The organism is Streptomyces sp. 8N706, assembly GCF_052245415.1.
In the GTDB taxonomy this organism is placed as follows: domain Bacteria; phylum Actinomycetota; class Actinomycetes; order Streptomycetales; family Streptomycetaceae; genus Streptomyces.
This window is the reverse complement of sequence record NZ_JBQQBW010000091.1, coordinates 21252-27413: the sequence shown is the minus strand read 5'-3', so window position 1 is coordinate 27413 and position 6162 is coordinate 21252. Positions and strand designations below refer to the sequence as shown.

The following is a 6162-nucleotide window of genomic DNA, read 5'->3' as shown; positions in this document are numbered from 1 at the left end:
GTGTCGCCCGTACGTTCCAGCAACTCGCCGTCTTCCCCACCCTCACGGTGGCCGAGAACGTCAGGATCGGTGCCGAGCAGGGCCGGGTGCGCGACCCCGCCGCCGTGGAGCCGGTGCTGCGGCTGCTCGGCCTCGACGGGCCCGTCCGTGACATGCCCGCGGCCGGGCTCTCCACGGGCACGCTGCGCCGGGTCGAGCTCGGCAGGGCCCTCGCGGGAAGCCCGCGGACCCTCCTGCTCGACGAGCCGGCCGCCGGACTCGACACGGCCGAAGTCGCCGCGCTGGCACGGGTCCTGCGGGCGCTGGCCGCCGACGGCATGGCGCTGCTGATCGTCGAGCACGATCTCGATCTGGTGGGCGGTCTGGCCGACACCGTGTATGCGATGGCCGACGGCCGGATCGTCGCCTCGGGCCCGGCGGCACGGGTGCTCGAGGAGGCCGCGCCATGAGCGTCGAGATCGCCCTGCGCCACGCGCGCGTGCGCTACGGCCCGTTGGAGGCCCTGCACGGTGTCGACCTGGCGGTGCCGGCCGCCCGGCTGACCGTGCTCCTCGGCCGTAACGGCGCCGGACGCACGACCGTGCTCCGGGCCCTGGCGGGCACCGTCCCGCTCACGGCCGGCCGGGTGGAGTGGCGCGGCGCCGACGCGACCCGGCTGCCCGCCCACGCCCGCGCCCTCCGCGGACTGATGTTCGTCCCTGACCAGCGCGCCGTCTTCGCCTCCCTCACGGTGGCCGAGAATCTCGCCCTCGTCCTGCCGCCGGGCGCCGACCCCGGCCGGGCAGCGGAGGTCCATCCGCCGCTGCGCCCGCTGCTCGGCCGTCGCGCGGGCACCCTCTCGGGCGGCGAGCAGCGGATGCTGGCACTGTCGCGCGCACTGCTCTCCCCTGCCGGGCTGCTGCTGCTGGACGAGCCGGCCCAGGGCATGTCCCCCGCGACCGCGGCCCGTACGTACGCGCTGCTGGGGGAGGCGGCGCGGCGCGGCAGGACCGTGGTCGTGGCCGAGCAGTCGCTGCAACCCGAGCTGCGCGCCGTGACCACGGTGGTGTACGGACTGCGCCGCGGCGCCGTGGAGTTCAGCGGCGAGGCCTCGGAGTGGCCGCACCCTCGGTGAGCCGGGTGCGGCGGGAACACCCCGGCCAGGCATTCCAGCCCTGGGTCCGCAGCACGGACCGGGCGACCTCGATCTGCTCCCGGCGCGTGGCGAGGTCGGCCCGCTCGGCGTAGGCCCGGCCGCCGTGCGCCACCCAGGTGGACTGCCCGAACTGCAGCCCGCCGTAATAGCCGTTGCCGGTGTTGGCGTTCCAGCGCCCCCCGCTCTCGCACCGGGCGAGCCGGTCCCAGACGGCAGCGGAGGGATCGGCGGTGTTTCTTCCCCGGGGCGGCGAGGGCTCGGCGTATGCGAGTCCCGGCGCCGGTGCCAGGAACACGGCGAGGACCACAGCCGTCTGCGTGATGACACGGATGACACGGAAGTGCGACATGCCGCACGCTACGCACGCCTCTCCGCACGGCCCGGGGAGCCGCGCCCGGCACGCGGTCCGGCCCTACCCGGTCGGACCATCCGGCGGGCGAGCCGGGTGATATCGCCATCTGATTCCCCATCCACGCGTGCGTGACTCCGGCGGCAGATCACCCGTTGTCCTCTTATGAGCCGGGAGCGCCCGGCGACCACCACCGAGTCGGAGGAGCCCCCCGTGCCGCGCATGCTCGACGTCAGCGATGACGTACGCGCCGAGATCGGCGACGAAGAAGCCGATCGGCTGATCGCAGGTGACAACGCCCCGGGCAGCTACGACTGCACCTCCTGCCGGACCCCCGGCGACAGCGAGCAGGAGCGAACCAGCACGGTGCTGTTCGTCGGTGACGAGACGGCGGTGCTCGCCTTCGCCCACGCCACCTGCATTCCGTCCCAGGTCGTCCCGGTGTCCGAGGAGCAGCTCCAGGGCGCGGTGCGCAGCATCACCGGCGAGGGCGGCGCCCCCACGGCCGCCCCTGTACCCGTCGGCCCGTCAGCCGCGCTGCGCGTGCCCGACGACCTCCGGCCGGCCCCGCGCCAGGCGGTGATCGGGGTGACCAGCGGTCTGGTCCTGATCGACGACGGGCTGTATCCCGCGCTCGTCGTCGAGCCCACCAGCCCCATCGCCCGCCCCGGCAACGACGGCCCCGGCGACGACTTCCTGCCGCTGCTCATCGAACAGGGGTTCATGCCGGTGACGGATGTCGAGCAGGTGCCCGAGCCACTGCACGGGTGGTCCGTACTGCTCGCGATGGGACAGCTCCACGCCATCCTGCAGCCCGGTACCGGGGGCGGCGGGCCCACCGCGTGGTGGCAGGCCCATCAGCCGCTGACCGTGACGGACGGCTGGCGGACGGCCGTCAACAAGACGTCCAGGGTGCTGGTCTTCGCCGCTCCGGTGGGCTCCATCGGCCAGCAGCCGCGCGAGGACCTGCTGCGCGCCGCTCTCGACAAGGCCGCGGCGGGCGGCGCGCTCGTGGCCGCGGTCATGCCACTGGCGGGCACGTGACCGCGACCCCCTCAGGCGGGCCGGGGGGTGCGGACCCCGCTTCCCAGGCCGCCGCCCGGCGGACAGACCGGGGCACCGGTGCGCACCGTCTGCCGCGAACAGGCGTTTTCGGCGCTTCCCCGCATCCGTCGGGCGCCGAGGTCGTTGGCACGTACGTGCACTCATACGACCCCACCCCCCGGATCCCGTACCAGCACCACATCCCCGGTATGCGGCCCCCGCACGAGGCGTCGACGGCCCATCAGTCGGCCACGCCGATCTACGACGCGCTGTACGCCGAGTACCGCCGGCAGTTCCGGGCGCTGCCCGGCGACCGTACGGGCGAGGAGGATCTGGGGTTCGCGCCCTTCAACAGCCGTGACCACCGCGCGTCATGGGAGCGCGCCCGTTCCTGGGACACGATCGGGCGGCAGAACCGCCCGGGGTTCCCCCCTGCGCTGCCGCCCGGTCAGCGCGACAACCGGAGGCACGGGCTGTAGTCCCGGCCCCGGCCGTCGCCGGCAGGGCCCGGGAGCACTACTTCTTCCGCCCGCGCTTCTCCCGCACCCGCACGGAGATATGGACCGGGGTGCCGTCGAAGCCGAACTCCTCGCGCAGCCGCCGCTCGATGAAGCGGCGGTAGCCGGCCTCCAGGAAGCCGGAGGCGAAGAGCACGAACCGCGGCGGCTTGGTCCCGGCCTGCGTTCCGAAGAGGATGCGCGGCTGCTTGCCACCGCGGATCGGGTGCGGGTGCGAGGCGACGATCTCGCCGAGGAAGGCGTTGAGACGCCCCGTCGGGACGCGGGTCTCCCACCCGGCGAGGGCGGTCTCGATCGCCGGGACGAGCTTTTCCATGTGCCGCCCCGTACGAGCCGACACATTGACCCGCGGCGCCCACTGGATCTGGCCCAGCTCCGTCTCGATCTCGCGCTCGAGGTAGTAGCGGCGCTCCTCGTCGAGGCTGTCCCACTTGTTGTACGCGATGACCAGCGCGCGCCCGGCCTCGACCGCCATCGTGATGATCCGCTGGTCCTGGACGCTGATGGTCTCGCTCGCGTCGATGAGGACCACCGCGACCTCGGCCTTCTCGACGGCGGCGGCGGTGCGCAGCGAGGCGTAGTAGTCGGCGCCCTCCTGGAGGTGGACGCGGCGCCGGATACCGGCCGTGTCCACGAACTTCCATGTCACGCCGCCGAGTTCGATCAGCTCGTCGACCGGGTCACGTGTGGTGCCGGCCTGCTCGTTGACGACGACCCGGTCCTCCCCCGCGACCTTGTTGAGGAGGGAGGACTTGCCGACGTTCGGGCGGCCGATCAGGGCGATCCTGCGCGGCCCGCCCACGGCGGCGCCGAAGGTCTGGGCGGGTGCGTCGGGAAGGGCCTCCAGCGCGGCGTCGAGCATGTCGCCCGTACCGCGGCCGTGGAGCGCGGAGACGGGGTACGGCTCGCCGAGGCCGAGTGACCACAGCATCGCGGCGTCCGCCTCGGCGTTGGGCCCGTCGACCTTGTTGGCGCACAGCACCACGGGCTTGCCGGCCCGGCGCAGCAGTTTGACCACGGCCTCGTCGGTGTCCGTGGCACCGACAGTGGAGTCCACGACGAAGACCACCGCGTCGGCGGCCTCGATGGCGAACTCGGCCTGGGCGGCGACGGAGGCGTCGATACCGAGGACATCCTGTTCCCAGCCGCCGGTGTCGACGACCTTGAAGCGGCGGCCCGCCCACTCCGCCTCGTAGGTGACCCGGTCGCGCGTGACGCCCGGCTTGTCCTCGACAACCGCCTCACGGCGTCCGATGATCCGGTTCACCAGGGTCGACTTGCCGACATTGGGGCGACCGATGACGGCGAGTACGGGCAGCGGGCCGTGACCGGCGGCGGCGAGTTCGCTCTCGACCTCGTCCGGGTCGAAGCCCTCCTGTGTCGCGAGCTCCATGAACTCCGTGTACTCGGCGTCGCCAAGCTCACCGTGCTCGTCGCCGGTGGGGGTCTGGTCGTTCATGAAGTCAGTGTCCTCGTCGTCCATCGTCCGTGCGGACCCGTGCGGTCCGCCACTCAAGTCTCGCGGGCGTGTTCCCAAAGTAGCGCCGTCCGCCCGAGGGGCGGGTTCCGCGGACTTCTGCAACACGCCCTAGCGCTCCGTGGAGCGCCTGGCGTTTTCCAGGTGGGCGGTCAGCCTCTCCTGGATGCGCACCGTGGCCTCGTCGAGGACCTTGCGCGTCGTACGCCTGCTGCTGCCGTCACCTGCGTCGAAAGGGTCTCCGAAGACCACATCGACCCGGCTGCGCAGGGGCGGCAGCGCCGGTATCAGCCGGCCGCGCCGCTCCGTGCTGCCCAGTACCGCGACCGGCACGATCGGGGCGCCGGAGCGGACCGCGAAGTAGGCGAGCCCGGCACGCAGCGAGGCGAAGTCCCCGCCACCCCGGGTGCCCTCCGGGAAGATCCCCAGTACGCCACCGCGCTCCAGTACGCCCAGCGCGTTGGTGATCGCGGTACGGTCGGCGCTCTCCCGGTCCACCTTGAGCTGCCCGATTCCGCGCAGGAACGGGTCGAGCGGGCCGATGAACGCCTCCTTCTTGATCAGGAAGTGCACCGGCCGGGGCGCGGTGCCCATCATCATCGGGCCGTCGATGTTGTGGGAGTGGTTGCCCGCCAGGATGACCGGGCCGGAGGCCGGAACCCGCCAAGTGCCGAGCACCCGCGGCCTCCACAGCCCGTACATCAGCCCGATGCCGATCCTGCGGCCGACCGCCGCACCGCCCGGCTCGGGGGCCCCCGCGCCGGAGGCCGGAGAGACGGTGTCGCTACGGGTCACGCGCTCTGCTTCTCCTCGATGAGCGTCACGACGCACTCGATGACCTGGTCCAGGGTGAGCTCGGTGGTGTCCACCTCGACCGCGTCCCCTGCCTTGGCCAGGGGCGAGGTCTTACGGCCGGAGTCCGCCGCGTCCCGCTTGACGAGCGCCTCGCGGGTGCTGGCCAGATCGGCGGCCTCCTTGCCCGTGAGCTCTCCGCTGCGCCGGGCGGCGCGGGCCTCCGGCGACGCGGTGAGAAAGATCTTGAGGTCGGCGTCGGGGAGGACGGTGGTGCCGATGTCCCGGCCCTCGACGACGATGCCGCGCTCGGCGGAGGAGGCGATGGTGCGCTGCAGTTCGGTGAGCCGGGCGCGGACCTCGGGGACCGCGCTGACGGCGCTGACCGCCGCGGTGACCTGCTGGGTACGGATCGGACCGGCGGCGTCCGCACCGTCCACACTGATGGTCGGGGCGGCCGGGTCGGTGCCGGAGACGATCACGGGCTTGGCGGACGCGGTCGCCACGGCGGCACCGTCCTGGACGTCGATGCCGTTGCTCAGCATCCACCAGGTGATCGCCCGGTACTGGGCGCCGGTGTCGAGGTAGCTCAGTCCGAGCTTGGCGGCCACGGCTTTCGAGGTGCTCGACTTGCCCGTGCCGGAGGGGCCGTCGATGGCGACAATCACTGTTGCCGGGGCGGTCCGGGCGGCGGTTTCCACGGTGACGAACACCTTTCTCGTGCACGGGGCGGGGGTCAGCGGGGGCCTTCCCGGCCGCGGCCGGGAGCGAGATGCCTTCGGACAAGGTTGTTGGTTGGTGCCACCACCCAGTACATGGCGTGCCACCTGGGGGGGGAGGGTAACGT

General features: G+C 72.8%; 8 protein-coding genes. 4 read left to right on the top strand and 4 right to left on the bottom strand.

What is annotated here, in order from left to right; translation table 11 throughout:
- Together ACTWQE_RS26265 and ACTWQE_RS26260 are read left to right on the top strand one after the other, a co-directional pair.
- Positions 1 to 449, top strand: a 449-nt coding sequence (locus ACTWQE_RS26265) for an ATP-binding cassette domain-containing protein (RefSeq protein ID WP_443331525.1), incomplete at its 5' end; no start/stop codon positions are given.
- A complete protein-coding gene (locus tag ACTWQE_RS26260) occupies positions 446 to 1114 on the top strand; it encodes an ATP-binding cassette domain-containing protein (RefSeq protein ID WP_443331524.1) in 669 nt (222 codons plus the stop codon). The genes ACTWQE_RS26265 and ACTWQE_RS26260, both read left to right, overlap by 4 nt.
- Here ACTWQE_RS26260 and ACTWQE_RS26255 read toward each other — a convergent pair.
- Complete coding sequence (locus ACTWQE_RS26255) at positions 1077 to 1484, bottom strand: transglycosylase family protein (RefSeq protein ID WP_443331523.1); 408 nt, start codon at positions 1482 to 1484, stop codon at positions 1077 to 1079. The genes ACTWQE_RS26260 and ACTWQE_RS26255 overlap by 38 nt on opposite strands.
- Positions 1485 to 1697: 213 nt before the next feature.
- Here ACTWQE_RS26255 and ACTWQE_RS26250 point away from each other — a divergent pair, with 213 nt between their 5' ends.
- Both ACTWQE_RS26250 and ACTWQE_RS26245 read left to right on the top strand, forming a co-directional pair.
- Positions 1698 to 2528, top strand: a complete 831-nt coding sequence (locus tag ACTWQE_RS26250) for a hypothetical protein (protein WP_443331522.1) — start codon at positions 1698 to 1700, stop codon at positions 2526 to 2528.
- A gap of 155 nt (positions 2529 to 2683) precedes the next feature.
- Positions 2684 to 3007, top strand: coding sequence for a hypothetical protein (locus tag ACTWQE_RS26245; protein WP_443331521.1), 324 nt, complete (start codon positions 2684 to 2686; stop codon positions 3005 to 3007).
- 37 nt (positions 3008 to 3044) lie between these two features.
- Here the strand turns inward: ACTWQE_RS26245 and der are convergent, their stop codons facing one another.
- From der to cmk, 3 genes are all read right to left on the bottom strand, one after another.
- Positions 3045 to 4505: a ribosome biogenesis GTPase Der gene (gene der / locus ACTWQE_RS26240; RefSeq protein ID WP_443331520.1), complete on the bottom strand. Its 1461-nt coding sequence runs from the start codon at positions 4503 to 4505 to the stop codon at positions 3045 to 3047.
- Positions 4506 to 4634: 129 nt separating this feature from the next.
- The gene (locus ACTWQE_RS26235; protein WP_443331530.1) at positions 4635 to 5225 is read right to left on the bottom strand and encodes a lysophospholipid acyltransferase family protein; all 591 of its coding nucleotides are present in this window, start codon (positions 5223 to 5225) and stop codon (positions 4635 to 4637) included.
- A gap of 89 nt (positions 5226 to 5314) precedes the next feature.
- Positions 5315 to 6028, bottom strand: coding sequence for a (d)CMP kinase (gene cmk / locus ACTWQE_RS26230; RefSeq protein WP_443331519.1), 714 nt, complete (start codon positions 6026 to 6028; stop codon positions 5315 to 5317).
- Positions 6029 to 6162: the final 134 nt, after the last annotated feature.

What these genes read in the sequence shown, in the direction of transcription:
- ACTWQE_RS26260 (WP_443331524.1), top strand. Translation starts at nt 446, where the DNA reads ATGAGCGTCGAGATCGCCCTGCGCCACGCGCGCGTGCGCTACGGCCCG.
- ACTWQE_RS26255 (WP_443331523.1), bottom strand. Translation starts at nt 1,484, where the DNA reads ATGTCGCACTTCCGTGTCATCCGTGTCATCACGCAGACGGCTGTGGTC.
- der (WP_443331520.1), bottom strand. Translation starts at nt 4,505, where the DNA reads ATGAACGACCAGACCCCCACCGGCGACGAGCACGGTGAGCTTGGCGAC.
- ACTWQE_RS26235 (WP_443331530.1), bottom strand. Translation starts at nt 5,225, where the DNA reads ATGTACGGGCTGTGGAGGCCGCGGGTGCTCGGCACTTGGCGGGTTCCG.